19 protein-coding genes are annotated in these 25,500 nt (G+C 62.7%); 9 read left to right on the forward strand and 10 right to left on the reverse strand.

Annotated elements, in window-relative coordinates:
• The first annotated feature begins 142 nt into the window (after positions 1-142).
• The 4 genes from SO180_RS16550 to SO180_RS16565 all read left to right on the forward strand — a co-directional run bounded on the left by SO180_RS16550 (position 143) and on the right by SO180_RS16565 (position 4,096).
• On the forward strand, positions 143-952 hold the full coding sequence (locus SO180_RS16550; protein ID WP_449379897.1) for an SDR family oxidoreductase: 810 nt from the start codon (positions 143-145) through the stop codon (positions 950-952).
• Between the two features lie 205 nt (positions 953-1,157).
• On the forward strand, positions 1,158-1,943 hold the full coding sequence (locus tag SO180_RS16555; RefSeq protein ID WP_449379898.1) for an ATP-binding cassette domain-containing protein: 786 nt from the start codon (positions 1,158-1,160) through the stop codon (positions 1,941-1,943).
• The gene (locus SO180_RS16560) at positions 1,933-3,036 is read left to right on the forward strand and encodes an ABC transporter permease (protein WP_449379899.1); all 1,104 of its coding nucleotides are present in this window, start codon (positions 1,933-1,935) and stop codon (positions 3,034-3,036) included. The genes SO180_RS16555 and SO180_RS16560 overlap by 11 nt, the downstream gene beginning before the upstream one ends.
• 55 nt (positions 3,037-3,091) lie before the next feature.
• Positions 3,092-4,096, forward strand: a complete 1,005-nt coding sequence (locus SO180_RS16565; protein WP_449379900.1) for a substrate-binding domain-containing protein — start codon at positions 3,092-3,094, stop codon at positions 4,094-4,096.
• A gap of 128 nt (positions 4,097-4,224) precedes the next feature.
• Here the strand turns inward: SO180_RS16565 and SO180_RS16570 are convergent, their stop codons facing one another.
• Positions 4,225-4,863, reverse strand: a complete 639-nt coding sequence (locus SO180_RS16570; RefSeq protein ID WP_449379901.1) for a TetR/AcrR family transcriptional regulator — start codon at positions 4,861-4,863, stop codon at positions 4,225-4,227.
• Between the two features lie 324 nt (positions 4,864-5,187).
• On the opposite strand from SO180_RS16570, the gene SO180_RS16575 reads away from it, so the two are divergent.
• From SO180_RS16575 to SO180_RS16595, 5 genes are all read left to right on the forward strand, one after another.
• On the forward strand, positions 5,188-5,991 hold the full coding sequence (locus SO180_RS16575; RefSeq protein WP_449379902.1) for an SDR family NAD(P)-dependent oxidoreductase: 804 nt from the start codon (positions 5,188-5,190) through the stop codon (positions 5,989-5,991).
• Between the two features lie 132 nt (positions 5,992-6,123).
• Positions 6,124-7,245: a DUF5938 domain-containing protein gene (locus tag SO180_RS16580; protein WP_449379903.1), complete on the forward strand. Its 1,122-nt coding sequence runs from the start codon at positions 6,124-6,126 to the stop codon at positions 7,243-7,245.
• A gap of 56 nt (positions 7,246-7,301) precedes the next feature.
• On the forward strand, positions 7,302-8,834 hold the full coding sequence (locus tag SO180_RS16585; RefSeq protein ID WP_449379904.1) for an AMP-binding protein: 1,533 nt from the start codon (positions 7,302-7,304) through the stop codon (positions 8,832-8,834).
• 132 nt (positions 8,835-8,966) lie between these two features.
• Positions 8,967-9,470: a hypothetical protein gene (locus SO180_RS16590; protein WP_449379905.1), complete on the forward strand. Its 504-nt coding sequence runs from the start codon at positions 8,967-8,969 to the stop codon at positions 9,468-9,470.
• A 194-nt stretch (positions 9,471-9,664) separates the two neighbouring features.
• Entirely contained in the window at positions 9,665-12,769 is a 3,105-nt protein-coding gene (locus SO180_RS16595) for a DEAD/DEAH box helicase (protein WP_449379987.1), read from the forward strand.
• 65 nt (positions 12,770-12,834) lie between these two features.
• On the opposite strand, the gene SO180_RS16600 is transcribed toward SO180_RS16595, so the two are convergent.
• The 9 genes from SO180_RS16600 to SO180_RS16640 form a co-directional block, all read right to left on the reverse strand.
• Entirely contained in the window at positions 12,835-15,207 is a 2,373-nt protein-coding gene (locus tag SO180_RS16600; RefSeq protein WP_449379906.1) for a xanthine dehydrogenase family protein molybdopterin-binding subunit, read from the reverse strand.
• Positions 15,208-15,225: 18 nt separating this feature from the next.
• Complete coding sequence (locus SO180_RS16605) at positions 15,226-15,681, reverse strand: (2Fe-2S)-binding protein (protein ID WP_449379907.1); 456 nt, start codon at positions 15,679-15,681, stop codon at positions 15,226-15,228.
• A 16-nt stretch (positions 15,682-15,697) separates the two neighbouring features.
• Positions 15,698-16,591, reverse strand: coding sequence for an FAD binding domain-containing protein (locus SO180_RS16610; protein ID WP_449379908.1), 894 nt, complete (start codon positions 16,589-16,591; stop codon positions 15,698-15,700).
• Entirely contained in the window at positions 16,588-17,601 is a 1,014-nt protein-coding gene (locus SO180_RS16615; protein WP_449379909.1) for an ABC transporter permease, read from the reverse strand. The genes SO180_RS16610 and SO180_RS16615 overlap by 4 nt, the downstream gene beginning before the upstream one ends.
• A complete protein-coding gene (locus SO180_RS16620) occupies positions 17,594-18,610 on the reverse strand; it encodes an ABC transporter permease (RefSeq protein WP_449379910.1) in 1,017 nt (338 codons plus the stop codon). The genes SO180_RS16615 and SO180_RS16620 overlap by 8 nt, the downstream gene beginning before the upstream one ends.
• Positions 18,607-20,145 carry a sugar ABC transporter ATP-binding protein gene (locus tag SO180_RS16625; protein WP_449379911.1) on the reverse strand — a complete coding sequence of 513 codons (1,539 nt, stop codon included), beginning with the start codon at positions 20,143-20,145 and terminating at the stop codon, positions 18,607-18,609. Before SO180_RS16625 ends, SO180_RS16620 begins: the two co-directional genes overlap by 4 nt.
• A 66-nt stretch (positions 20,146-20,211) precedes the next feature.
• The gene (gene torT, locus SO180_RS16630) at positions 20,212-21,312 is read right to left on the reverse strand and encodes a TMAO reductase system periplasmic protein TorT (RefSeq protein ID WP_449379912.1); all 1,101 of its coding nucleotides are present in this window, start codon (positions 21,310-21,312) and stop codon (positions 20,212-20,214) included.
• A gap of 105 nt (positions 21,313-21,417) precedes the next feature.
• Complete coding sequence (locus SO180_RS16635; RefSeq protein WP_449379913.1) at positions 21,418-23,373, reverse strand: hydantoinase B/oxoprolinase family protein; 1,956 nt, start codon at positions 23,371-23,373, stop codon at positions 21,418-21,420.
• Between the two features lie 3 nt (positions 23,374-23,376).
• Entirely contained in the window at positions 23,377-25,401 is a 2,025-nt protein-coding gene (locus tag SO180_RS16640; protein WP_449379988.1) for a hydantoinase/oxoprolinase family protein, read from the reverse strand.
• Positions 25,402-25,500: the final 99 nt, after the last annotated feature.

Here is a 25,500-nt window from a genome sequence, read left to right on the forward strand (position 1 = left end):
GTCGAGGTCCGCGATATCGCATGACATTGAACGGGACGTGCTTGCGGGCGTCGAGCCGCACTAGGGTCAAACTACGCAAGGTCGCGTTTCAGGGCGAAACAGATAGGCTGAGAGCGTCCGCACCGATTGTTGGAGAGCTTGCATGACTTCGATGCATGGAAAGATCGCAATTGTCACGGGCGGCACGCAGGGGCTCGGTGCGGCCATCGCTAAACTCTTCACCGAGCGCGGCGCCAAGGGCATCGTAACGTGCGGGCGCGACGAGACGAAGGGACAGGCAAAGGCCGATGCGATTGCCGCAGCCACCGGCGCAGAAGTCGTATTTGTGCGCGCTGACCTCACAAAGATCGAGGACTGCGCCAAAGTCGTGGCTGAGGCCGACAGGGTGTTCGGGCGCGTCGACGTCCTGGTGAACGCCGCTGGTGACACAAGCCGCGGCACGATCGTCGATACAAGCCCCGAACTGTTTGACAAGATCTTCGCCGTCAACACGCGTGCACCCTTTTTCTTGATGCAGCACACGATCAAGCTCATGCGCCGCGACAAAGTGCAGGGCACGATCGTCAACGTCTCTTCAATGTCGGCGATGGGTGGCCAATCCTTCATTGCCGCTTATTGCGCATCGAAAGGCGCGCTCGACACGCTGACGCGAAATACGGCCCATGCGCTGCTCCGCAACCGCATCCGCGTGAATGGTCTCAATATTGGCTGGATGGCCTCGGAAGGCGAATTCAACACGCAGCAGGTCTACCATGGCCGCTCTGCGGAGTGGCTCGAGGAGGTCGCCGGGCGACAGCCCTTCGGCCGATTGCTCGATCCCATCGAGGTTGCGCGGGCCGTTGCGTTCCTGTCCTGCGATGAGTCGGGAATGATGACGGGAGCCACGATCAACTTCGATCAAAGTATCTGGGGCGCCTACGATACATCACCGCACCCGGAAGCGCCGCTTTGAGCAATTCCGCCATGGCTTGTCCCCGTAAGGGGCGGGCGCGGCTACGGCGTCGCGTGGAGCAAGCAGGACGTCGTCTCTCACACCTCCGATTTCCACGCTTTCGGGTCGAGCCGTAATGATTGTCCATGCGAGGGCGCCGTCCACCACATGAAATAGACGTTGCGAGATTGCTGCTTGTGCAATATTAATTGCGTAGATCGGGGAGGTGAAGCGGCCGGATAGAGCTGCCACCGCACGATGGAGGGAACGCGTGGCTTTACTTGATGTGCGAAGCATCTCGAAGAGCTTCGGTGCCATTCGGGCACTGCACGACGTCAGCTTTTCGGTCGATGCAGGGGAGGTGGTCGGCCTGATGGGCGACAACGGCGCCGGCAAATCGACCATGGTGAAACTCATTGCCGGAAACTTCCCGCCTACGGAGGGCGCCATTGTCGTTGACGGCAAGGCATGCCATTTTCACAGGCCGATCGAGGCCCGGGCGGAAGGTATTGAGGTTGTCTATCAGGAGCTCGCGCTAGCCGACAATCTGACGGCCACGGAGAACGTTTTCCTCGGACGCGAAATCAAGAAAGGGTTCTGGCCGCTCCGCATCCTCGACAAGCAGTCCATGATCAGGCGTGCTGGCGAACTCTTTGACGAGCTCAAATCGGAAACGCGGCCCCGCGATCTCGTGAAGAAGATGTCGGGAGGGCAGCGGCAGGCTGTTGCGATAGCCCGGGCGCGGTTGTCCAATGCCAAGCTCGTCCTGATGGATGAGCCGACAGCGGCCATTTCCGTGCGACAGGTTGCCGAGGTGCTTGAACTGATCCGTCGGCTGAAATCTCGCGGAGTATCGGTGATGCTGATCAGTCACCGCATGCCCGACGTGTTTACTGTCTGCGATCGTATCATTGTGCTCCGGCGTGGCTCGAAGGTGGCCGACAAGGAAACCGCGACGACCTCGCCCGAGCAGATCACCGGCCTGATTACGGGGGCGATCCGTGAAGCCTAGTTCTGCCAAAGCGATAGAAGAAACACACGCCGCAATCAGCGATATCGTCAACATCCGCGAGCAGGGCGCCCTCCACCGCTTTATGACCAGTCAGGCATTCTGGGTGGCGGCTGCGCTCTTTGCTCTGGTGGTCTTCATGACCTGGTTGGAGCCGACCTTCGGCACCGCGGACAACGTGACGAACATCACGCGCAACTTCGCTCCGCTTGCGATCATGAGCCTCGGCATGACTGTGGTCATCATCACGGGAGGGATTGATCTGTCAGTCGGCTCGGTAATGGGGCTCGTTGCCATTGTCAGCGGACTGCTGCTGACCTGGCAGTATTCCTGGTACGTCGCCTTCGCGGCGGGGCTTTTGGCGGGACTAGCCTGCGGAGCCTTCAACGGCTTCTTCGTGGCCTATGTTGGCATGCCGTCCTTCGTCGTGACGCTCGGTATGCTGTCGATCGCGCGCTCGCTTGCCGTGGTGCTTTCCGGCAACCAGATGCTGTACAAGTTCGGTCCGGACGCGCCGATCGTCAGGGCAATTGGCCAGGCGAAATGGCCCCTGCATGCGCCGGCCGGCTGGGCCCCACACTGGATGCCAGAACTTTCTTCGCATTTTTGGGTGATGGTGATCCTTGCTCTGATCCTCGGCGCCGTCTTCGTCTTTACCGCGTGGGCCCGTCATCTCTATGCGATCGGCTCCAACGAGAGCGCTGCGCGCCTGACCGGCGTGTCAGTCGACTGGATCAAATTCCAGGCGTACGTGTTTTCGTCTTTCACGGCCTCGATCGCCTCGTTGCTGCTCCTCGGTTACAGCGGTTCGGCTATTAACGCGATGGGGACTGGCTACGAGCTTCGAGTCATCGCCGGCACCGTCATTGGCGGTGCCAACCTGATGGGTGGCTACGGAACTGCATTCGGTGCCGTGATAGGCTCGGCCTTCCTCGAGGTGATCCGCAACGCGCTTCTGATGGCCGGCATCGACTCGAACTGGCAGGGCGCTTTCGTTGGCATGTTCATCGTCATTGCCGTGCTTCTCGGCATGCAGACGAGCGGAACGTCGCTTGTTGCTACGATCCGCGAGTGGGTTGCCTGGAAGCGTAGTTAGAAATCCGATGGTAATAAGGTCGGAGACTTGGAATCAACAAAGAGGGAGGAGAAACGTGCATAAACATCTATTGATGGCCGCCGTGGCGTTTTCTGCGCTCATGGGAGGACAGGCCTACGCGCAGCAGAAGTTTACCTTTGCGCTCGTTCCCAAGAACATGAACAATCCGTTCTTCGATCAGGCGCGGGACGGCTGCAAGAAGGCGGAAACCGAGTCCAAGGGTGCCTTCCAATGCATGTATATCGGCCCCGGCGAGCATGGCGGCGGCGAGGAGCAGGTGCAGATCGTGCAGGACCTCGTCGCAAAGAAGGTGGACGGCATTGCCGTGTCCCCGTCCAACGCGGCTGCGATGGCGGTTGCGCTGCAGGCCGCCAAGAGTGCTGGCATTCCTGTGCTGACATGGGACTCGGATCTGCTACCCGAGAACAAGGACCTGCGCCTTGCCTATATCGGCACCCATAACTATGAGATCGGCGTCAACATCGCCAAGATCGTGCAGACCATCAAGCCGAAAGGCGGCACGATCTGCATCCAGTCCGGCGGCGCGGCAGCAGCCAATCACAACGAGCGCATGAAGGGCATCCGTGACACGCTGGCCGGCAAGGAGTCTGCCCAATCGCCCGGAGAACGATTGACCGGACAGAATGGCTGGAAGGAGATCGACGGGTGTCCGCTCTATACCAACGACGATTTCCCGCTGTCCGTGCAGCAATTCCAGGACACCATGGCAAAGAACCCGAGCCTGGACGCGTTCACGCCGACGGGCGGCTTCCCGCAATTCGTGCCGGACGCTAACCGCGCCGCGGTCGCGCCCTTCAAGGCCAAGATCGCCAACAAGGACTTGGCTTTGGTGGTCGCTGACACGCTGCCGGTTCAGATCGACCAGATGAAGGAGGGCCTGTCGCTCGGCCAGGTCGGACAGCGTCCGTTCGAGATGGGGTACAAGACCATGTTCGCGCTGAAGGACGTCAAGGAAGGCAAGGCTCCGCCTAAAGATCCGACCTATACCGGCCTCGACGTCTGCACAGCCAAGACCGTCGATACCTGCATCGCCAAGTAGTTCGTGCGTGACGGCAGCGGGCCAGAGAGCCTAGCCCGCTGCCCTTTCACAACGATGCGGCCGCGAGCCGTTTGGCCGTACCTGATCTTCTGACCATTCTTGGCGAGCTCTCGAACAACGCGAGCCGTTCAGCAAATGGTTGGAAGTAGTCGCCGAACCTCTTCCAGCAATTCGGGAACAGCGCTGTCGTCGTTCGACAGATACTTTAGCAGGGCATTCTGAAACAGCCCGTCGAACAGCGCATAGAGCACACCGGCAGAGACCGCTGGACGCTTGCCGCCGAGTTCCGCATACCGCGAGGCGATCCGCCAGATCATGTTTTCGAGGCTCTTGTCGATTTCGACGACGTCCTTGCGGAAGGCGTCCTCGAATAGAGCCTGGGCACGTAGATCGTACCAGAGGCGGTGCATGCGCGCCTCCTTGCGGAGGGTTTCGGCGAGCTTGGCAAGGAAGCCCTCCATGAGCTCCTCGCGAGTTTGCGCACTGGCGGTGACCTGATCGTAGCGGGTCACGCACTTGGCCTTGTAGTGGCTGACGCAGCAGCAGATCAGATCGGTCTTGTCACGGAAGTAGTAATGAAAGACCCCATGCGTAAACGCTGAATTCTGCGCGATTTCACGCAAGGAGGTACGTGCGTAGCCGAGTTCGCCCAGCGTCTCGAGCGCGGCTTCGGCGAGTTCGAGCCGGCGCGCATTGAACTTCTCCTCCTTGAGCGCCTCGGTCGCGTCCAAAACGCGCTTCCTTGCACTCGCCACCTGCTGCGCCATCGACGTCCGGTCCTCGTCCTGCTCTGCAGTCGGGGAGGCGAAGATGACTCGCCTCCGTCCAACATGGTCAGTTTACCTGCATCAAGAATTTTGACAATCGTCAAGCCACGCCTTGACAAGTGTAAAGGAATAACTGCACACTTGTAAAAATTATTTTTGACGATCGTCAAGAAAAGCAAAAAGCGACTTGGTGGAGGATAATCGAGCGGAAGCCCGTCTCGTTGATCGTCTGCTACTGCCCGCGAGCCGACGCGCGTGAGAGCGTCGCACCGAGAAAGCCCGCGATCGCCGCCCTGAATCAAAATAAGCAACGGAGGAGACGTCATGAGTGGGAAGACACTTGCTGGCAAAAAGGCCCTGGTGACCGGAGGCGCGCGGGGGATCGGCGCGGCGATTGCACAAGGCCTGGCAAATGCGGGCGCGGCCATCATGATCGCCGATATCCTCGAGGATGTCGGCAAGGACACTGCTGGGACGATCGCGAAATCGGGTGCGAAGACTGGATTTGTGAAGCTCGACGTCACCGACGATCAGCAATGGGAAAGGGCGGTGGCAACGACCGTTTCCGCGCTCGGCGGCTACGACATCCTCATCAACAATGCCGGGATCGAGATCACGTCGCTTGTCATCGATGTACGGGCCGAAGATCTGCGCCGCATGTGCGACGTGAACATCGTCGGGGTCGGGCTCGGTATGAAGCACGCGTTCCGCGCGATGCGTCCCGGCGGCGCAGCCGGGGCAGGCGGCGCGATCGTCAACATTGCCTCCGTCGCAGCCACCATCGCGTTTCCGGCCATCGCCGGGTACTCGGGGACCAAGTCTGCAGTCGATCGCATGACGCGGGTCGCGGCCATGGAGGCCGGCAAGCTTGGCTACGGCGTCAGAGTCAACTGCCTCTATCCGGGCCTGGTGGCGACCGACATGGGCATGAAGCTCGCCGGCGACATCGTGAAGGTCGGGCTCGCGCCGGATCCCAATGCCGCCGTCGCGTCAGTCGTCGAGCAGACCCCGCTCGGCCGGCTCGCGGAGGTCGGCGATATCGCTGACGCGGCTGTGTTCCTCTGCTCCAACGAGGCCCGCTTCATCACGGGAGCCGGGCTGCCGGTCGACGGCGGCATGGGCATGTAGTGCCGCTCGCTTCGTCCTGACCGACGTCGCCGGGGAGGCGCAATCGCCCTTCGGTACGAAGATGCTTGGCCAGGTCGCGGCCGGCTGAACTGCGATCCAAATCAAAACTCAAAATCATCTGGAGGATTCAACATGAGTGAGAAGCGCCCCGTCGTCGTCTATGGCGTGTCCGGCTACACCGGCCGGCTGGTCTGCGAATATCTGCGGGAATACAACATTCCCTTCATCGCCGCCGGCCGCGATGCCGCAAAGGTCAAGGCAGTGGTCGAGAAGATCCCCGGCATCGAGACCGCCGACTACGAAGTCGTCGGCGTCGAGCACAACGTCGAAGCGCTGACCAAGCTGTTCAGGGGCGCGAAGGTGGTGAGCAACATGGTCGGCCCGTTCATCAAATACGGCAATGAAGTCGTCGAGGCCTGCCTCAATGCAGGCTGCCACTACAGCGACACGACCGGCGAACAGGACTGGGTACTGAAGTGTCAGGAGACCTGGGGCGATAAATTCGCGGCAAGAAACCTGCTGCTCGCACCGAACATCGCGCAGATGTATACGACCGGCGAAATCGCCGCCAACATCTGTCTCGAACACCCCGGCCTCGACACGCTGGACATCCTCGTGTTCTGGAAGGGCCTCCCGACCTACGCCTCAACCCAGACGATCTTCACGATCCTGAAGGCGAACTGGTACTATCTCGAACAAAACAAGTTTGTCGAATGGGATGTCACCGCTCGGGCCGACGTCGTGGTGCCGGGTCAGCACGAAACCGCCATTGCGGTGCCGTGGGGCGGTACCGCGCATCCCGTTTGGTTCAAGAACGATCCGCGCGTCTCGAACTGCCGCGTGCTCGGCGGCGTGCTCGCGCGCCCCGTCATGGAGGGGGTGGTTCAGACCACCCAAATGGTCAAAGAGAAAATCAAACCGCTGCCGCCCGATCAGCAGGAGAGGGCTCTCGCAGACATCGCCGCGACCATTCAGGCGGCCATGCCGCCCCGAGAGAATCCACGCATCAACACCTCAATCGACTCCGTGTACGCCTCTGGCCCGCTTGGCCGCGCACACTGTGTTATCCACGGCAACTGCAACTACAAGCAGACCGGAATGTTGCAGGCCTATGCGGCGTTCTCACTGCTGCAGACTCCGCCGAAAAAGGTCGGCTTCGCGTCGGGTTGCCAGGCGTTCGGACATCGCGAATTGCTCGGCCAGCTGCGTAGCTTCGGCCTGGTGATGAACCCGATCCTGACTATCCATAATTGATGGTCCGGCCGGCGCGGCCTTGTCCGCGCCGGCCTCTCGTTCGCGCGGAGGCGGCCATGCGGCTGATCGACTATCTCGACAAGGGTGCCTCGCTGGGCGCGGACGCGCCATGCCTGACCATGGACGGTCGCGACCTGAGCTACGCAGACGTGCAGCGGTTGAGTTACCGGATCGCCCGCGGCCTTGTGCGCGCCGGTATCGCCGCCGGCGACAAGGTCGCGATCCTGTCGGGCAACGATCCGGTCGCGTTTGCGTGCGTGTTCGGCATTTCGCGCGCGGGCGCGGTCTGGTGTCCAGTCAATCCGCGCAACGAGGCGGCGGAGAACAAGCTCATCCTCGACGACTTCGACTGCAGCCTACTGTTGTTTCATTCCAGTTTCGCCGGGATGGTGGAGAAGATCCGCCCCAATCTGCCGAAGCTGCGGGTGATAGTGTGCCTCGACGCTGTATTGCCGTTCGCCCAATCGTTCGAGGCCTGGCTGTCCGATGACGCCGGATATTTTCAGCGCGCCCCGGTCGACGACCTCGTCATGTTGCCGGGCACCGGCGGCACCACCGGCAAGCCCAAGGGAGTGATGTTGTCGGGGCGGAACATCGAGACGATGACGGCGCTCACATTGATGAGCTATCCGTTCAAGGGGCGTCCGACCTACCTCGCCCTGGCGCCGTTGACGCATGCCGCGGGTGTGTTGTGCTTTCCCGTGATGGCGCTCGGCGGGCGGATCGTCATCATGCATCACCCCGATATTGGCGAATTCCTCGCCCTGATCGAGAGCCATCGCGTCACGCACACGTTTTTGCCGCCGACGGTGATATACATGCTGCTCGATCATCCGCAGCTCGACAGCGCGGAACTTGGCTCGCTGCAGTGCTTCTGGTACGGCGCGGCGCCGATCTCGGCCTCACGGCTGGCGGAAGCGCTGCAGCGCATCGGGCCGATGGCGCAGCTGTTCGGGCAGACCGAAGCACCGATGATGATCTCGACCATGGCGCCGGATGAGCATTTCAAGGCCGACGGTTCGATCGCCACCGAGCGGCTGTCGTCCGCGGGCCGTGTGAGCCCGCTCGTCCAGGTCGGCATCATGGATGGCGACGGCAATCTCCTGCCGAGCGGGCAACGCGGCGAGATCGTGGTGCGGGGTTCGCTGGTGATGGGCGGGTACTACAAGAACCCCGAGGCCACCGCGGAAGCCTCGCTCCATGGCTGGCATCACACTGGCGACGTCGGCTACCTCGATGCCGACAACTTCCTCTATATTGTCGATCGCGCCAAGGACATGATAATCACCGGCGGCTTCAACGTCTATTCCGTCGAGGTCGAAAACGCGCTGCGGGCGATCGAGAGTATCCAGGACTGTGCCGTCGTAGGTCTACCCGATTCCAAGTGGGGCGAGCGCGTGGTTGCGGTAGTTCAGCCGAGACCTGGCCAAAGCGTCGATGCTGCCGCCGTTACCGCCTTCGTCAAGGCTCGCATCGGCAGCGTCAAGACGCCGAAGCAGATCGAGGTCTGGAGCGACCTGCCACGTTCCAAGGTTGGCAAGGTGTTGAAGGCCGATGTGCGCGCCAGGCTGCTGCAAGGCCCGGGGTGAGCTGCGCTCACTCAAACGTGCCGACACTTGCATGTAAACCCGCGCTTTTGGTGCCACGAATTTGGTGGTGTGCAATTTCGTGCTTCCATTTGACTGTTTCTCCGGGATATATCGTCGCCGGAGAGCACGACAATGTTTCGAAGGCGGAAGAAAAGCTCGCGCGCGCGTGATGCGCAGCCTGTGCTGCAACCAACCGACCGGGACGATCGTTCCGGCAAGGACATCCAGGCGGGCATCGCTCAATTGAGAAACGTGCCGCGGGAGAAGCTCGCCGATGCGGTGTTTATGCTCTCGATGGCGGCAAAGCGACAAAGTGGGCTGATACGACAATCGATCAATGAACGCGCGAAAGCCGATTTCGATTTTGATCCGCCATCGAGTGGAGATCTGGCTGGCTACCTTGCAGAGGACACGGTTTCCACGTTGCGCCATCACCTAGCGGATGCGCCGACTCTCTTGGATCTCCTTTCTGATCGATCGCCTGCCGTTCACTTCACCGTCAATCAGAGAGGCGCCGTTTCAATGCTTGCTGCGTTGATCCGGGAGCAGCGCCTGGACGGCATTTTGGAGGGGCTCCGGCTTGCTGGCCTTCTGAACGAGTCCTCCAAAGATCGTCATGCAGGATTCGGTTCGTAAGGTCGGACAAAGCTGAGGGAACCTCTGCAAGAGATGGCATCGATCGAAAATTCGTGGCCATTAGCCTAAGCTGACTGCGAATCAACGACGGGATCAAAGTGGGTCGTTCCAGTAAAACGCGTGTTGCGGACCGCGCAAAGAAGCAAAAAAATCCTGCGCCGCGGACTGCGATCTCTTCTTCGTCCCCGCTCGGCATGTTGGCGCTCCATCTGCTGGCGCAATGGAGGAAATCCGCGCGCAATGGTCTTGTCTTTCTCGCCGAGAACGAGAACAGGGCCGAGCGGCTGGGTGCCATTATTCATGCACTCGATCCCTCGTGCGACGCGCTTGTTTTTCCGCGGCAGAATACGTTGCCGTTCGACCAGTTGGAGCCGTCGCATGAGATCGCAGGCAGACGCAGTTCGGTCTTAAGGCGCCTTGCGAAGCCCGAGAAGCCGATCCTGCTGGTGTCCACGGCGGAGGCCGTGATGGAGCGCCTGCCGATGCCGGCGAGTTGGTCCCGCCTGATTGAGCGTCTGAAAGTGGGTGCCGCTTTTTCCGAACAGCACCTTAAGTCGCGGCTTGAGGCACTCGGCTACGATCTCGATGACGAGGCGGACTACCCAGGCGGCGCGCTGTTTCACGGGAAGACATTCGAGATCTTTCCCGCCGGGGCACTTGGTCCATTTCGGGTGGAGCATTCCGGCCATGTCATACGTCGGATTTCGGCGTTCAATCCGGCAGAGCAAGAGGTTCTATTCGACGCGAAAGAGCTCATCATCGATCCCATGTCGGAGCGCCTTACATACGGGAGTAAGCGCAGCAAACGCTCCAATCTGTTCGATTATTGCGGGCGAGCCAGGTGGATTGCGGATGCTAAGGTTCCAGCGCACGCCGACGGCTGGTTGAGCACGATCGAGGAGGCGGCCTGTCGCGCGGACCGGGAGCGCGAATACCTTGGGAGGCGCGACTGGAAGCCGGCGACCAGGCGTATGCATGTGCTGCCCCCAAAGGCACCCTTCACTTCCACGCCGGACTTTTCGAAGCTGGCCTCGCCAAGGAAAGCGCTGCGAACATTCGTCGACGAAACGCGACGCGCTGGTTCGCGGCTCATGTTTGTTGCAGCGCTGGGAGAAGACCTGCGCATCATGGAGCGGATGAGCGGGGTCAAAGCCGAGCGCTTTTCTGGCTGGAGCGAGGCTGCGGTCGGATCCAATCGCGCAGCGGCGCTATTGGCCGACTTCGATACTGGATTTGTCGAATCTGGCCGGAAACCTCTTGTCGTCGTGACGGCAGCCGACGTGCTTGGCAGCCGGGCCCATCATCCACAACCCATGGCCAGAGCGTGGAATGCTGCCTTCGACCATGCTGATGTGCCGGAGGTGGGCTCAGTCGTGGTTCATCTGCAGCGAGGACTGGCTTTGCTCGAGGGGTTGCAGACGGTAGCAACTGGGGGTGTATCGTCGCGTGAGATGATCAGGCTCGCATTTGCAGGAGATGATGCCGCTCTCGTTCCGCCAGCCGACCTGTCCCTGATCTGGCCCTACGCGTCGGAACTCGGGGAGTTGACTCTGGACAAAGCCGACGGAAGCACATGGTGGGCGCGGCGCACCGAGGCGGAGCGCGAGCTTCAGCTTGCCGGCAAGCAGCTTGCGAAGCACATCAGCCAGCGACGTCGCCGGCGGGCCGCGAAACTCGTGCCGCCGGGTTCGATTTACGAGAGGTTTGTTGCGCGTTTTCCCTATTTTACGACGGTAGATCAGTCCAAGGCCATCCGGGACGTGCTGGATGATCTTGCCTCAGGTCACCCTATGGATCGAGTGATTTGCGGTGACGTCGGATTCGGCAAGACCGAGGTGGCTTTGCGTGCGGCGGCTGCAGTCGTGCTGTCCGGGAAGCAAGTGGCGGTGGCTGTACCGACGACCGTCTTGGCAAGACAGCATGTCGCGACCTTCCGCAAGCGTTTCGCTCCGTTCGGTATCGAGGTCGGAAGCCTGTCGCGAGGTGCCTCGACGTCCGAGGCAAGGGCAGCGAAGGAAGATCTCAAGAGCGGAAGACTGAAAATCGTTGTCGGAACGCAAGCTCTCACCTCGAAGGACGTGAAGTTCGCCGAGCTTGGCTTGGTTATTATCGATGAGGAACAGCATTTTGGCGCAGCGGAAAAGGCGAAGCTTTCAGCGCTGACCAAGGGCATCCATACCCTTTGGATGAGCGCCACGCCAATACCACGGACGCTCGCGGCAGGCTTGGCAGGCTTCAGAGATCTCAGCGTTATCGCCTCTCCGCCCGTTCATCGACTTCCGGTCGTCACGAAGATCGCTCCGCTTTCCGACGCTGCAATTGTCGCGGCGCTGTTGCGCGAACAGAGGCGCCATGGACAAAGCTTCTTGATTTGTCCGCGTATCCAGGATCTGGATCCGATGCTGGCGCGGGTACATTCGATGGCTCCGGATCTCCGCATAGTCTGCCTTCATGGCAAGCTATCCGCCGACCAAATGGACGACCGGATGATGAGCTTCGTCGAGGGCGCTGCGGACGTTTTGTTGGCGACCAACATCGTCGAAAGCGGTCTCGATATCCCGCGGGCCAACACGATCGTGGTCTGCTGGCCCGAAAGGTTCGGTCTGGCGCAACTCCATCAGCTCAGAGGAAGGGTTGGGCGCAGCGGGATACGCGCGTTTGCGCATTTGCTGACCGATACAGTCGCGGAGCGATCCGAGAAGCGACTGGCTGTTCTCGAGGAGTTCAGCAGACCCGGAGCGGGCTTTGCAATCAGCGCTCGCGATCTCGACCTGAGAGGAGCGGGGGATCTGCTTTCGGAGCGGCAGTCGGGCCATTTGCAGGTGTTCGGACCGGTGCTCTACAGCCACCTTCTCAAATTAGCCTCGGAGAAAGCAGATGACAGGGCTGCCGATCTGTGGGTGCCTGACCTAAATCTTCCCGTCGTCGACATGTTGCCGCCGGGCTACATACAGTCGGAGGCGGTCCGTCTGGAAATCTACGCTCGTGCCGCAAGGTGCCGAAGTGAGGACGAACTGGAAGATCTGAAGGAGGAAACCCTACGTCGCTTCGGCAAACTGCCATCGGCAGCCCGCGATTTCTTTGCCGCTGCAAAGCTCAGGATCGACTGCAGGCGACGGGGTATCGTAAGACTGGACGTGGGACCGGAGGCGGTAGCCGCGACTTTCCTGCCGGGACGACTCCGGAAGTCCAGGGCGCGATCGCTGCAACGCGACGGGGATCGGGTTGTCTACGCAAGCAAGGATCACGAGGGGGCGTTGAGAAAGGTCGAAGAGTTTCTCGACGCTCTGGATGAGTGATCGCGGCGTCGGGCAGGCCGCCGCGAGGCGCGCACGGACCGCGAGCCTGTTGCTATGATCGATTCCTATGCGTTACCCCGGGGAGTCTTGTGAGGGCGCACCAGATTGTCCGACCATGTCGCGGCAATGTGGGGAAGAGTCAGGTCGCACTTCCGATCGAGCAGAAGCTCGAGGACGCGCGGCGGCGTCAAGGGAAGCTCTTGGACACGCTTTCCTGTGGCGTTTGCAACGGCGCATGCGACGGCCGCTCCGACGTTGAGAATTGGCACCTCGCCAGCACCTTTGGTCCCGAGCGGTCCCATCGACGGCGCGCCCTCGTACAGACTGATCTCGACCGGCACGACATCGAGCGCCAGCGGCACGCGATAGGTTTCGAAGCCCCTTTGGCAGACTCGACCGTTACTGCCGATGGTTACTTCTTCGTGCAGGGCATAGCCCAGTCCCTGTACGACACCGCCTTGGATCTGGCCGTGGATCGCGCGCGGATTAAGTGCGCGGCCGACGTCCTGAACCACACGATAGTTAAGGATATCGACATGCCCGGTTTCCGGATCGACAGCGACCTCGCAATCGTGGACAGCGAAGACGGGGATGTCGATCGCGTCGATGAAATGACCGGCGACGCATCCGGGCATCGCCGGCACGCCGGCGCCGGTGAAAGCACCTGTGCCGGAGACCGGGCCGCACAGCGCCTGGGCTCGCATCGCAACCTCGGTCACGGTGCGGCCCGAGCCGGGCGCGCCGGCGATCTCGATCCGCCCCTCGCGCATCACAAGGTCTTCGGGCGCGGCCTCCATCATGTCGGAGGCGACCTTCAATAGCTTTGTGCGCACCTCCTGTGCCGCCGACAGGCTCGCTGCGCCGAGCGAGACTGTGGTGCGGCCGCCGCCGACGCCGACATCGTAACCGGCGGCGTCCGTATCGGCGGCACGCACGATGACGCTCTCTGGCGCAATGCCGAGTGTGCTCGCGACGATCTGCGGCAGGCTTTGCATCATCGAGCCGGATCCGATCTCGACGCCTGAAGTGACGAGTGTCGCCGTGCCATCGGCATTCATATTCACGGTCGCTGCTGACGGGCCGACGAAGACGAACCAGGTGCCGACGGTGGTCGCACGCCCGTAGAGGCGGCCGTCGATGCGCCTGGGCGGTGGCGCAATGGCATCGCGCAGTGTGTCCATCCGGTCGAGCATCGCGCCGAGCACGTCGGCTTCGAACACCTGGCCGGTGGCGCCGATGTCCTTGTCGCCGAGCACGTTGCGGCGACGAAAGAGCAGCGGATCCATGCCGATCCTGGCGGCGATCTCGTCGGTATGCCGCTCCAACGCGAAGGTATTGTAGACGCCGTTGCAGCAACGGAAGGCACCATTCGGTGCGGTGTTGGTGTAGACCGCGCGCGAAACCAGCCGCACCGCGCCGAGCCGGTAGTTTCCGCCGAGCGTATGTGCTGTCATGGTTGTCAGGAAAATCTGCTCGCCGCCATAGGCGCCGCAGTCCATCAGCACAACCGCCTCGCGGCCGACGATCTCTCCTTCGCGCGTTACCGCCGATCGAATCCGGATATCAGCATTTTCGCGAAACAGGCAGGTGAGCATTTCCTCTTCGCGCGAATTGACGAGCCGAACCGGCCGGCCGCTGGCGCGGGCGAGGAGGGCGGCAACGGGTTCGATCGCGAGATCGAACTTGAGGCCGAAGCCTCCGCCGACAGGAGGCACCGTGACGCGGACCTGCGATGCCGGCACGCCCAGAAGGCGCGCGGTGGCGTTGCGGATGCCCCACGGGACCTGCGTCGATGTCTCGATGTGAAACCGCCCGTCCTCGTAGCTCGTGACCACCGCGCGCGGCTCGAATGCGACGTGGTTCTGGCGACCGACCCGGAACGAGCTTTCGACGATCTCGACGTCGGGCCGGGCAAAGGCGGCATCGACATTGCCACGGACGACGGTTGCCTCCCAGGCGACGTTGCCTTCACGCGCACCGCCTTCAAACAGGACCTCATAGTCGCGCCAGTTGGAATGGACCAGCGGCGCGTCGGGCGCCAGCGCGTCCGCCATCGTGAGCGCAGCGGGCAGGGGCTCGATCTCCACCTCGATCGCCGCGAGCGCCGCTTGCGCCTGCGCCAATGTGATGGCTGCAACCGCAGCCAGCGGTTCGCCATCATAGCGGATGACGTCGCGCGCGAAGAGCGGATGATCGGCGACACCGATTCCCATCATGCCGGGTGCGTCTGCGGCCGTCACGATCGCACGCACGCCGGGCATGTGGGCGGCTCTGGAGGTGTCGAGACGGACGATCCGTCCCGAAGGCATGCTGGCCCGGAGCACCGCGGCGTGCAGCATGCCCGGCAGGTAGCGATCGACGGTATAGCGGGTGCGCCCGCGCAGCTTGTCGGCAGCATCGCGTCGGCGGAAGTCCATGGTCGCGGAAACATCGGACATGTCAGAGTCTCCCGATCATTACTTGGTCAGTGCGAGCAGCGTCGCATCAATAATGCGTTCGTAGCCGGTGCAGCGGCAGATGTTACCGGTCAGCGCCGCACGAATATCCTCGCGCGTGGCGTCGGGTCTGGTCGTCAAGAGATGCGTCAGGCTGACCACCATGCCGGGAAAGCACATGCCGCACTGAACGGCATCGCTGACCTCGAGCGCAGCCTGGATGCGGTTCAACTGGCCGTGAGATGCAAGGCCTTCGATCGTGTGGATCTCGCGGCCATAGGCGAGCGCCGCCGGCGTCAGGCAGGATGGAGTGGGCTTGCCGTCGATGAGTACCATGCAGGCGCCGCAAAAGCCCTCGCGACAGACCGGCTTTGCGCCGGTCAGATGAAGTTCTTCGCGTAGGATATCGACGAGCGGGGTGGCAGGATTGGCGGTCGAGGCGAGCCGGTCGCCGTTGACGGTCAGGCTGATAGCCATGTGCATCCCCAGTGGTTTAGGCGCCAAGCGCGGAAGCCGCCGCGCGACGAACAAGGCCCGGCAACACGCTGACGCGATACCAGGCCGGCGCGTCAACGCCGTCGCGGCCGATGAATTCGTCTGCCAGTTCAGCCGCGGTCCGCGCTGCCCCCTCGGCATCGAGCGGACGTCCAATCAGGGCAGCCTCGAGCCGCTCCCATCGCCGCGCAACCGCTTCGACCGAACCCACCGCTATCCGCGCAGCCTGCACCCGACCCGCGGCATCGACGCTGGCCGCGAGGCTGACGATTGCGACCGGATAATCACCGGCTTTGCGCAAGGGAAGGCGGGCATGAGCAGTCTTGCGCTCGCTGCGGGGCACGACGATTTGTGTGACGAGTCGGCCGGGGGCCAATGTCGATCGGATCTTGAGAAAATGCTCCAGCTTCGTGCGTTCGCGACCGTCCCGGCCTGCGACCTCGATCTCGGCATCGAGGCAGAGCAACGCCGGTACGCAATCGGCTGCGGCGAAGTCTGGCGTTGCAAGATTGCCGCCGATCGTCGCCATCGCGCGGATCGCCGGGTTCGCGGAGCGAGCGGCAGCGGCCGCAAGGACATCGAATTCGGGGAGGTCGGCCAAAGCGGCCGCGAGTGCCGTGTGCGTCACCGCGGCTCCAATCTCGACCGCATCGGTCCCGATCTTGATCCCTCCGAGTTCGGCGATCCGGCCTATCACGACGTAGTGTGCTCGCAACGGTTCGTGCCGGATCGGTGATCTCATAATCCACGTGCCGCCAGCAAAGGCCGCGCCGGCCGCGCCGTATTCATTCAGCGCATCGAGCGCACTAGCAAGCGAAGGCGCGACATAGATTGACGACGCCGCATTGTGCGCCTCGGCCGGGGCGCTTTGCACGGAAGAGCCGGTGATCATTGGCTACGCTCCTGTCTCAGGCGATCCAGCAGCACGCCGATGATGACGATCGCGCCCAGCACGACCATCTGGACATATCCGTCAATGCGGGTGAGGTTCATGCCGTTGGATAGGATTGTGATGAACAACGCGCCGACTACAGCGGTCCCAACCCCGCCGCGTCCGCCTGCCAGGCTCGTTCCGCCGACCACGGCGCCGGCGATCGCTTGCAGCGATAGCGCACCGCCGAGGTTCGGCTCGCCCGATCCGGTCCGCGCCGTCATCATGATGGCGCCGAGCGCGGCAAGGGCCGAGCACAGCACATAAGTCGTAACCAGGATGCGCTTCACCGGCAGGCCGGCCACTGCGGCCGCGCGCGGATTGGTGCCGATGATATAGAGCGATCGCCCGAACACGGTGCACGACAGGACCAGGTGGAGCGCGATTCCGATGGCGATGGTGATGACGATGGCCGCTGGCACGCCGAAGATGCTGCCGCCATAGAAAATTTGCGAGAATAGCTTTGGCACGCCTTGCACGGGCCGACCGGAGGAGAGCGTGGTCGCGATCCCGATCGCGATGTTGTAGCTGCCGAGCGTCGCGACGAAGGGATTGACGCCGAGCAGCGCGATGACCATGCCATTGAAGAGACCGCAGGCGATGCCGAGGCCGAATCCGGCGCCGAGTCCAGCGAATAGCACCACGCTGGTGTCGTGACCTGTCGCCGTGGCACCGGCCATTGCGACCGCGGTGCCGACGCTCACCATCGACACCGTCGGGCCCAGCGCGAGGTCGAAGCCGCGCGTCAGGATGACCACCGTCTGAGCCATCGCGAACAGAGCCAGGTAGCTGGTCTGCTGCGCAATATTGAGCAGGTTGGCTGGCGAGAGCACGCCATGGTCGAACGCGGCGAAGCCGAGCAACAGCGCCACCAGCGCAGCCGGCATCACCATATTCCAGAGCCACCGCCCCGACTGCGGCTTGGCGCGATCTGTGTCCTTGGCCATGACGGACAATTCGAGGTCAGACACGGGCCTTCCTCCGTCGGCTGAGTTCGTCAAGCGCCACGGCTGCCACCATGACGACGCCGAGAAAGACCGGCTGAAGGCGCGAGTCGACGTGCAGGAGGTTAAGCGCGTTGCCGAGAATCGTCAGAAACAGCGCGCTGACGGCGACGATCTCGACCCGGCCGATACCGCCGCGGAGGCTCACGCCGCCGATCACAGCGGCGGCAATCGATTGCAGCATCATCCGATCGCCGCCAAAGCTTGCCTGGCCGGAGCCGACCTGCGCGGTGAGCAGGATACCGGTCAGCGCCGCAAGCACGCTCGAGACAACGTAAGTGCCCACGATGTGGCGCTGGATCGACACGCCCGATACCATGGCCGCGTCCACGTTTCCGCCGATCGCGTAGACGTAACGGCCGAACAGCGTGCGCCGCTGCGCGAACACCATCGCGAGGATCACGATCAGCGCGACATGCACGGCGGTCGGTAGGCCAAACGCCTGCGCGCGCCCAAAGCCCTTCACGAAGATGTCGGGCATGCCGTAAACGGGGATTCCATTCGTAATCATGAGGCCAACGCCGGCAGTTGCCGACATCGTGCCCAGGGTCACCACGAAGCCGGAGACCTTCAGTTTTGCCACGCAGAATCCGTTGATGAGCCCGACCACGAGCCCGCAGCCGAGCCCGGCTGCAACGCCGCTTGCAATGATGAGGGCTGTGCTCTCGGGAAACGCGGCAGCGGTGGTCGCCATTGTCTTGGCGGTCACGACACTCGCGAGTGCGACGACGGCGCCGACGGACAGATCGAAGCCGCCTGCGATGATCACGAGCGCCTGGCCGCAGGCAATGATGGCCAGCAGGGCGCCGTTACGCAGGATATTGAGAATGTTGATGATGCCGTAGAACTGGGGATCGACCGCTGACATGCCGACCACGAGCAGCACCATAAGTGTCGGCAGAAAACCAATCCGGCCGACGATCGATCTGAGGCCGATCGAACTCCTCGGCCCCGCGGTGGCGAGCGCCGTGCTCATGCTACCTCCGCGGTGAGAAGATCGCGGAAGAAGCTCGAAAGCACGTTCTGCTCGTTTTTCGCCTCACCCGTCAATTCCGCGGCGATGCGGCCGTGATGCATTACATAGAGCCGGTTCGAGAGCGCCAGCACCTCCGGCAATTCCGACGAGACCACGATCACCGCGGCGCCGGCCTCAACCAGGCGCTTCATGAATTCGTAGACCTCGAGCTTGGCGCCGACGTCGATGCCGACGCTCGGCTCGTCGAACAGGAACACGGTGAGCTCGCGCGTTAGCGCGCGGCCGAGCATCACCTTCTGGCGGTTGCCACCGGACAACGCGCCGGCGGCGCGCTCGATATTGGGTGGCCTGAGCTGCAACTGCGCCATGATGCCGCCGATGCTGGCGCGCTCCGCGGCCTGCCGCAGCACGCCGAACCGGGCGAAGGCGGGCAGGTCGAGCACCGTCATCGAGGCGTTCTCGCGTATCGGCCGGGACAGCGCGAGCCCTTCGGCGATGCGGTTGGCGGGGAAATAGGCGATGCCGCGCTTCAGGCTGCGCCGTGGGGCAGCGGAGTCATAGGGTGAGCCATCGATCCGGATCACGCCGGATGTCGCCGGCTCGATGCCGTAGATGGCGCGGATCAGCTCCGACTTGCCGCAGCCGACAAGACCGGCGATGCCAGTGATCTCGCCGGCTCGGGCATAGAGGTTCACATCGCGGACACTGCCGTCGGCAAGGCTGAGGTTTTCGACGTCGACCATCACCTTGTCCGGCTTGTGCGCGATGGTCGGGAACAGCAGATCGATCTTCCGGCCGGTCATCAGCTCCACGAGCTCTCCGTCAGTCGATGTCGCAGCATCGAGGGTGCGGATGTGGCGGCCGTCGCGGAGCACGGTGACGCAGTCGGCCAGGGCGCGGATCTCGCGCATGCGGTGCGAGACATAGATCAGCCCGACGTTCTGGCTTTTCAGCCGGGCTATCAGTTCGAACAGGCGTCCGGTCTCGCGCTCGGTGAGGGACGCGGTCGGCTCATCGAGGATCAACAGGCGTACCTTGCCGAGCAGTGCCTTGGCGATCTCGGCCATCTGCTGATGCGCGCGGGAGAGGTCATCGACCCGTCGCGAGGGATCGAGGTCGAACCCAAGCTCGTCGATGAGCGCCCCGGCACGCTTGCGCATCTCGCGGGCACGCAGGACGCTGCCGTTCGTGATCTCCCGGCCCAGAAACAGGTTTTCTTCCACGGTGAGACTTGGAACGAGCGAAAACTCCTGAAACACTGGGCTGATGCCGATCGCGCGCGCCCGTTGCGGCGTAAGATGACGGATCTCTTCACCCTCGAAATGGAAGGTGCCTTCATCGGGCGGAAACGTCCCCGACACCACGTTGATCAGGGTCGATTTGCCGGCGCCGTTCTCGCCGAACAGGACGTGCAGCTCGCCCGCACGGACATCGAGATCGACCCGGTCGAGCGCACGGACGCCCGTGAAATGCTTCGAGATGCCTCGCAATTGAAGCAGAGGCTTGGCCGGCTTCGGGTCGATGTCGACATCCATCTGCTGCTCCGCAGGCGCTGGGATGAGAGGCGGGAGACACATCTCCCGCCTCAGTGATGCGCAGACTTACTTGGCTTTGACCGAGTAGACCGGGGTCCACTTCGCCGGCGCCAGCACGAGATCCATCTGCAGTTTCGGCACGGTCGTCTTGTCGATCACCGCCGCCGCCGGTTGAACGAGGCTCATCACCGGCTTCTTCTCGATCAGACGCACCGCCTGGTCGATCGCGATTGCGCCCTCGCCGACTGGATATTGGGTTGCGAAGGCGAGGATGTCGCCGCGGTTCAGCGCGTCGAGCATGGCTTGGTTTTCATAGGACGAGACGATCTTCAGGTCGCTTCGACCGGCCTCGGCGACGGCGCCGATCGCAGCTTCGGCCGTTGGCGCGGTGCCCCAGATCACGTTCATGCCGGGATAGGCCTGCAGCGCGTCCTGGATGAGCTGGAGCTGCACCGCGACGCCGGAGTCGCCGAATTTCTCGGCCAGAATCTTCGCGTTCGAGTTCTTGGCGATGGCCTTCTTGAAGCCTTCGTTGAACGACTCGGCCCAGCCCGAGCCGGCCGGTCCGGGGAACGTCACGATATTGAGCTTGTCGCCAGGCTTGGTCTGAGCCAGCAGGCCTTCGCCGGTGACCTCACCCATAGCGACGAAGTCGACATAGTTGGCAGCGGGCAGGGCGTTAGGCGGCAGCGGATTGGTGACGCCAACGACCGGAACGCCCTTGGCCTTGGCCTCTTCGAACTTCTTGCTCAGTCCGGCGCCGGAGATGGCGCCTACGATGATCGCATCGGGACCGCTCGCCAGGCAGTCATCGAATTGCGAGAGCTGTTTGGGTAGGTTCTCGTAACCACCAGCTTCGTAGAGGTTCATGTTGACGTTCATCGCCTCCGCTTGCTTCACGATGCCGTAGGCGACGGCGACCCAAAAACTGTCCTTCATGTGGGGAAAGAGCACGCAGAGTTTGTAGGGCTTCTCTGCTTTCGGCAGCGGCGTGTACTCCGCAGGCGTGGGCGTTCCGGATGAGGCGTCGTAAATCTTCATCGGGAACCAGGGCGTGTCCGCCGCAGCCGGTGTCATCGCAGAGGCGGCAAGTGCGAGAGCAGCCAGGCCGAGTGCGGAACGGATCGGCCGAAACCGGTTGGGAGAAAGGCATGTTGTGCTCGTCATAGTGCAATCCTCGGGGTTTGAATGAAAGGTAAGGACCGACGACTTCGGGATCCTCGTTTATTCACGCGCCACGCCGCCCGTGGGCGGCGCGGTTACCGATGGTGATCAGGTCCACATCGCGACCGAGCGTCGTTCGAATACGTCGCGGAACTGGCGTGTCGATTCGGGAAGCAGCGCTCCAGTGCCCCAGTCGAGGATCACCGCGTGCTTGCGGATCACGTCGAATGCATTGATCGCGCCGCTGCGATAGCGCTCCGCCACGACTTCCGGGTCCAGCCGGACATTGGCGACGCGTTCGGCCCGGATCTTTGCGCGCAGAGCGTCGGTCGCGACCTTGTCGATCTCGTAGCTGCAAAGCTCTGCATCGATCGTGTGCACGACGACGCCATAATCCTTGGCCGCGCGTTCGACCGAGACGTAGTCGTCCTTGATGTCCTCGATCACGAGGTGCGGATCGCGTTCGAGCGGATCGCCGAATCCGCCGCCGCCGGCGGTCGGCCGGGAGAAAATATCGCCTTCGCCGATCGGGACGTCAGAGAAGATCGAGCCGAGCCGTTCCTCGGCCTTGCTGCCCGCGCGCTTCAAGGTCAGGCCGTGCGGCATGGAGGGCAGGCCGCCCTCGATGCCCCAGACCACGGCGCGCTCGCGATCGCAGATGTAGGATATGACGGTCTTTTCGGCCTGGAGCATGCGTGACGTCTTCACCACGCCGGCGCCGCCGCGCCATTTGCCGGGGCCGGGGGAGTCTTTCAGGATCTCGCACTCGGTGGTGAGGATCGGATTGGCTCGCTCCTGGCCCTCGACCGGTTGCGACATCAGCCCGGTGCCGAAGCAGGCCGTGGTGACATTGCTACCGTCCTTGCCGTTGCGGCCGCCCCAGCCACCCGGGAGCCAGTCGTAGAACATGAAGATCGGCTTGTCTGAGCTGCGCGCATCGAGGCCACCGGTGAGCAGATATTCGAGATTAAAGGCGCAGGCGAGGGCCCGCTCCGGCATCAGCTTCGACCACATCTCGTAGATCGAGTTCATGATCTTCTCGAAAGGCATAAGGAAGCCGGTGACTGCGATCGGCCATTTGGCATCGACGATCGAGCCCTCGGGCGCAATGATCTCGAAGCAGCGGTAGAAGCCGGAGTTTAACGGCAGGTCCGGGAAGAACGTCTTCATGCCGGCGGCAACGGCGGAGAATGTCGAGCCGAACGCCGAGTTGTAGATCGAGCCGATCGTCGGATGGCTGCCGGTGAAGTCGTAGATGACCCGATCGCCCTTGATTGTCATCTTGATGCGGATCGGGATCATGCCTTCGCCGCCGGCCGGATCTCGGTCGATGAAGTCGACGGTCTCCCACTCACCGTCGGGTAGCGCCGCGATCCGCTGGCGCGCCGAGCGCTCGACATAGTCCTGCACGGCGGCAAGCCCGGTTTCGACGGTATCGCGCCCATATTTATTGACGAGACGCAGGATCTCGCGCCCGCAGACCGCCGTTGCCTCCGCCTGGGCCTGGATGTCGCCGATGATCGAGGCGGGGTCGCGCGTGTTGGAGGCGATGAGATGTGCGACGTCCTTCTTGAGACCATTCCTGTCGAACAGGCGGATCGGCGTGATGCGCAGACCCTCGCGGAACATTTCGCGCGCGGAGACGTCGAACGAGCCGGGCACGCTGCCGCCGACGTCCGACCAGTGTCCGTTGGACTGGCTGAAGGCGATGATCTTGCCGTCGGCGAAGATCGGGCGGATCAAGCGGACGTCGGAAAAGTGCGTGCCCCCGGCATAGGGGTCGTTGATGGCGAAGACGTCGCTCTCATGCATGTCGCCATCGAAATGGCGCATGACGTCCTGGCAGGTGAAGTGCAACGTGCCGACGTGGACGGCGATGTCCTGATTACCCTGGGCTGCACATTCACCTTTGGCGTCGTGCAGCGCGCTCGAGAAGTCGCGGTTGTAGATGACGAAGGAGTAGCATGTCCGCAGCACCTGCTCGCCCATCTGGTCGACGCTGGTGATGAAGGAGTTTTTGAGAACCTCGAAGGTCACGGGGTCGAGCGGGAGATCTCCGGCCATGGTTCACTCCTTCACGCGGATGATGATGTTGAGATACTTGTCGACCTCGGCGCTGGCGCCGGGCGGCACGACGGTGGTCGCATCGACCTGCTCGATGATCGCAGGGCCTTGGAAGGAAAAGCCGCAGGGCAGGTCGTCGCGCTCGTAGATGGGCGTGTCGAGCCCGTTGCCGTCGAACCAGACCCTGCGGCGGCCGATCGGCTCAGGGATCACACCGGTCGGTTCGTGAACGGCAAATTCGGCCTTGGGAACGATGCCGACCGCCTTCAGATTGAGGCGGAAGAAGCTGACCGGTGCGCTGTCACGGCGGAAATTGTATTCGCGCTGATGCTCGGCATGGAAGCTCTGCACGAGATCGGAAATTGCACCGATCGGGTGCGGTGCGTTGACGGCGAGCGAGCGCCACTGGCCGCGATACATCATGTCGATCGAGCGCTGCAGAACGATGTCCTTCTGAGCAACGCCCTCATGGCTGAGTCGCGCGAGAGCGTCCTTCTCCAGCTCCGCGAACTGCGCCTCGATGTCAGCCGCGTCGGCGTCGGCCGCGTCGACCATGCAGCTCTGCGAAAAATCGTGCTGCATGTCGACCAGCAGGCAGCCGAGCGCCGATGTCACGCCGGGATTGGGCGGCACGATCACGACGGGGATCGCGAGCTCGCGCGCGACGTCGACGCCGTGCAGGGCGCCGGCGCCGCCGAAGGCCACAAGCGCGAAGTCGCGTGGATCGTAGCCGCGGCTGATCGAGATCAACCGCACCGCATCCGACATGTTGGCGTTAGCCACCTTGACGATCGCGTCCGCTGCCTCGTGCAGACCGAGGCCGAATGGCTTTGCAACGCTGTCTTCGACTGCCCGTTCGGCCAGTGCGGGGTCGAGCTTCACCTTGCCGCCGGCGAGGTTGGTGCCGAGGCGGCCCAGCGTGACGTTGGCATCCGTGTTGGTCGGCTGGGTGTTGCCGTTGCCGTAGCAGGCCGGTCCGGGATAGGCGCCGGCGGATTGCGGGCCGTTGCGTAAGGAGCCCGCCGGATCGGTCCAGGCCAGCGATCCGCCGCCGGCACCGATGGTGAGCACCTCGATCGAGGCAAAGCGAATCGGATAGCCGAACTCGATATGCCAGTCCTTGGTGATACGTGACTGCCCCTCATAGGCCAGCGACACGTCGGTCGAGGTGCCGCCCATGTCGAGGCCGATCGAATGGGGGAAACCGCAGAGCCCTGCAATGTAGCGGCTGGCGATGGCACCGGCGGCAATGCCGGAGCCGGCGAGGCGTGCCGCAAAGTCCTTCACGCTGGCCGGTGTCATCACGCCGCCACCGGTATGAAGCAGCAGGAGATCGCGGGAGTAGCCGTCGTGGGCGAGGCGATCGCCGAGCCGGCTCGTATAGTTCACGACGACCGGACTGACGACGGCATTGGCAACTGTCGTCGAAAATCGCTCGTGCTCGAAGATTTCAGGAAGCACCTGTGAGGAGATCGAGACCGGGATGTCGGGCATCTCCGCGAGCAGGATGTCGCGCATGGCGCGCTCGTTGGCGCCGTTGAGATAGGCGTTCATGAAGCACACTGCGATCGCGGCGACGCCCCTGCGCTTGAGGATGCTTGCGACATTGCGCGCGGCCTCGACGTCGAGCGGTTCGATCACCTTGCCGCTGGCATCGACCCGTTCGGGTACGGTCAGGCGGTCGCGCCGCGGAACATAGGGTTTGACGACGTCCTTGTAGGTGTCCCAGAGATCTTCCTTGTTGGCGCGTCGGATCTCGATGACGTCGCGAAAGCCCTTGGTCGTCACCACGGCCGTGCGGGGCAGGCGGCGAGTGATCAGCGCGTTGGTGGCGACCGTGGTGCCGTGCGAGAACAAGGCGACCTTGGACAGATCGATTCCCGCCTTCGAGACGCCGCCCATGATCCCTTCGATCGGATCGCGCGTGGACGATGTCTTCTCGATCCGGATGAGGCCGGTCGTCTCATCCATGATGCAGATGTCGGTAAAGGTGCCGCCGACATCGACGGCCACGCGAAGATTCTGCACCATGCGTCTTCCTTTCGAACAAGCGTTTCGCCGATCATAGGCAGATCGGCGGCTTGTCTTCTTGACGCTGAGCGCAGGAAGATTTGTGCGAGAGAGCGA

The sequence above is a fragment of the Bradyrhizobium sp. UFLA05-112 genome (genome assembly GCF_053572325.1).